The 2,570-nt window shown below is 74.7% G+C and carries 3 protein-coding genes; 1 reads left to right on the top strand and 2 read right to left on the bottom strand.

Annotated features, from left to right (window positions below; genetic code table 11):
• Together D8M29_RS10830 and hrcA are read right to left on the bottom strand one after the other, a co-directional pair.
• Nucleotides 1–342: DnaJ domain-containing protein (locus D8M29_RS10830; protein WP_153240292.1), on the bottom strand; the 342-nt coding region annotated here is incomplete at its 3' end.
• Nucleotides 343–417: 75 nt separating this feature from the next.
• Nucleotides 418–1,431, bottom strand: a complete 1,014-nt coding sequence (hrcA, locus tag D8M29_RS10825; RefSeq protein ID WP_036317200.1) for a heat-inducible transcriptional repressor HrcA — start codon at nt 1,429–1,431, stop codon at nt 418–420.
• A gap of 170 nt (nt 1,432–1,601) precedes the next feature.
• Here hrcA and D8M29_RS10820 point away from each other — a divergent pair, with 170 nt between their 5' ends.
• The gene (locus D8M29_RS10820; protein WP_010078617.1) at nt 1,602–2,462 is read left to right on the top strand and encodes a DUF3097 family protein; all 861 of its coding nucleotides are present in this window, start codon (nt 1,602–1,604) and stop codon (nt 2,460–2,462) included.
• The last annotated feature ends 108 nt before the right edge of the window (nt 2,463–2,570 follow it).

Raw genomic sequence — 2,570 nt, 5'->3', positions numbered from 1 at the left:
GCCGCGGCGGGCGCGGCTGGCGGGGCCGCCGCGGCCGCCCTGGCCGGCGGCGTTCATGAAGGTCTCGAAGATGTCGGCGAAGCCCCCGAAGCCGCCCGCCCCGCCGAAGCCGCCCGGGAAGCCGGCCTGGCCGTTCTCGTTGCCCGTCGTGTCGTAGGCCCGGCGCCGGCCCTCGTCCGAGAGCACCTCGTAGGCGTGGGAGATGCGCTTGAACTGCTCGGCCGCCTCCGGGTCGGGGTTGACGTCCGGGTGGTGGGTGCGCGCGAGCTTGCGGTAGGCGCGGCGGATCTCCTCGGTGCTGGCGTCACGGCTGACGCCGAGCGTCTCGTAGTGGTCGGTCACGGTGGGGATTCCTCTCGGGGAGAGCGGGACGTGGGGCGATGCGGGACGGGGCCCGCCAGGACACGCGGAGGCGCGTCAGGTGGTCAGGATGCGGGAGAGATAGCGGGCGATCGCCCGGACGGCGGCCATGGTGCCCGGGTAGTCCATCCGGGTCGGACCGATGACGCCGACCTTCGCCACGGCGCCGGGGCCGTAGGCGGCCGCGACCACCGAGGTGTCCGCGAGCGATCCGGCGTTCTCGGAGCCGATCCGCACGGACACCCCGTGGGCGTCCTGCTCCATCTCCGTGAGCAGGCGCAGCAGCACCACCTGCTCCTCGAGCGCCTCCAGGATCGGCCCGATGGACGCGCCGAAGTCCCCCGGGGAGCGGGCCAGGTTGGCGGTGCCGGCCAGCACGATGCGGTCCTGCCGGCCGGCCTCGAGCAGGTCGTGGACGGCCGCGGCCACGAGGGCGGCGGACTGCCGGTGCTCCGGGCGGACCCGGGTGACGACGTCGTCCACCACGGTGGCCGCCTGCACCGGACCGAGCCCCAGCAGGGCGTCCAGCAGGAGGCCGCGGAGCACGGACAGCTCCGCCTCGTCGACCGGACGGTCCAGCACGGCGTGCCGCTGGTCCACCCGTCCCGTGGACAGGATGAGGACCACGAGCACGCGCGTGGGCGCGAGGGAGACCAGTTCGAGGTGGCGGATCGTGGAGCCGTCCTCGTGGGGGAACTGCGCGACGGCGACCTGCTGGGTCAGCTGGGCCAGGAGGCGCACCGTGGACTCCATCATGTGCTCGGTGTCCGTCTCCGGGTCCAGCAGGGTCCGCACGGCCCGGCGCTCGGCCGGGGACAGCGGCTTCACCTCGGAGAGGCGGTCGACGAACACGCGGTAGCCCTTGTCCGTGGGGACGCGCCCGGCGGAGGTGTGCGGGGCCACGATGAGGCCCTCCTCCTCGAGCGCAGCCATGTCGTTGCGCACGGTCGCGGAGGACACGCCCAGGGCGTGCCGTTCCACGAGCGCCTTGGAGCCCACGGGCTCGCGCAGCGCCACGTAGTCCTCCACGATCGCCTGGAGCACCTGCAGGCGGCGGGGCTGCTCCGACATCTCGGTCCTCCTCTGGTCCGTCGGGATCCGGGGCGACCCCGGAGGTGCCCCTGGCTGGCACTCCGGCGGGTCAAGTGCCAATGCTACCGTCCGACCCGGGGGACGACCCGACCGGCCCGCACGGCTTCGCTCACGGTGATCGCCCGCCCCCGTTGCTACCGTGCTCTCCCATGGACTGGAGCAGCTGGGGCCCCGCGGGCCACGACGACCTGACGCGCCGCCCCGCCCGGACCGTCCCCGATGTGCCCGCCACCCCCGGCACGGTGGTCGAGGACGTGGCCTCCGGGTTCACCGGGGCCGTGATCGGCATCGAGCGCTCCGGCGGCGTGCACGTGGTGGTCCTGGAGGACCGCCGCGGCGTGCGCCGCGGCTTCCCCCTCGGCGGCGGCTTCTGGATCGACGGCGAGCCCGTGACCCTGGTCCCCCCGACCGCCGCGGCCCCGGCGGCGCCGGCCCGCACCGCCTCCGGCTCGCGACGGGTCGAGGGGGCGCGGGCCCGCACCGCCCGCGCCTCTCGCATCTGGGTGGAGGGCGTGCACGACGCCGAGCTGGTGGAGAAGGTGTGGGGCGAGGACCTGCGCCTCGAGGGCATCGTCGTGGAGCCCCTGCACGGCGTGGACGACCTCGCCGGGGCGATCCGTGCGTTCGCCCCCGGTCCGCGGCGCCGGCTCGGGATCCTCGTGGACCATCTCGTCACCGGGTCCAAGGAGGAGCGCCTCGCGGCCGAGGCCATGCGCGTGCCGGGGGCCGCGGGCAACGTGCTCATCCTCGGTCACCCCTACGTGGACGTCTGGCAGGTCATCAAGCCCTCCGTCCTCGGCATCCCCGCGTGGCCCGTCGTGCCGAAGGGGCAGGACTGGAAGACGGGGATCCTGCGGGGACTGGGCTGGCCGCACGGGAGCAAGGAGGCCACGGGGCTGGGGTGGAAGCGGCTGCTCTCCCACGTCACCACGTACGCGGACCTCGAGCCGTCCCTGCTGGGCCGCGTGGAGGAGCTCATCGACTTCCTCACCGCCGCACCCGAGCACTGATCTCGGCGCAGCCCCCGCCCGCCCGCGCTATGCTGGCCCATGCCCTGCGCCCGGTCCCCGGCGCGCGGGTCCCGCGATCCAGGAGGAGCCCCTCGTGAACACCCGCGA

This window comes from Micrococcus sp. HSID17227 (genome assembly GCF_003989405.1).
In the GTDB taxonomy this organism is placed as follows: domain Bacteria; phylum Actinomycetota; class Actinomycetes; order Actinomycetales; family Micrococcaceae; genus Micrococcus; species Micrococcus luteus.
This window is presented reverse-complemented; position numbering and strand designations above follow the sequence as displayed.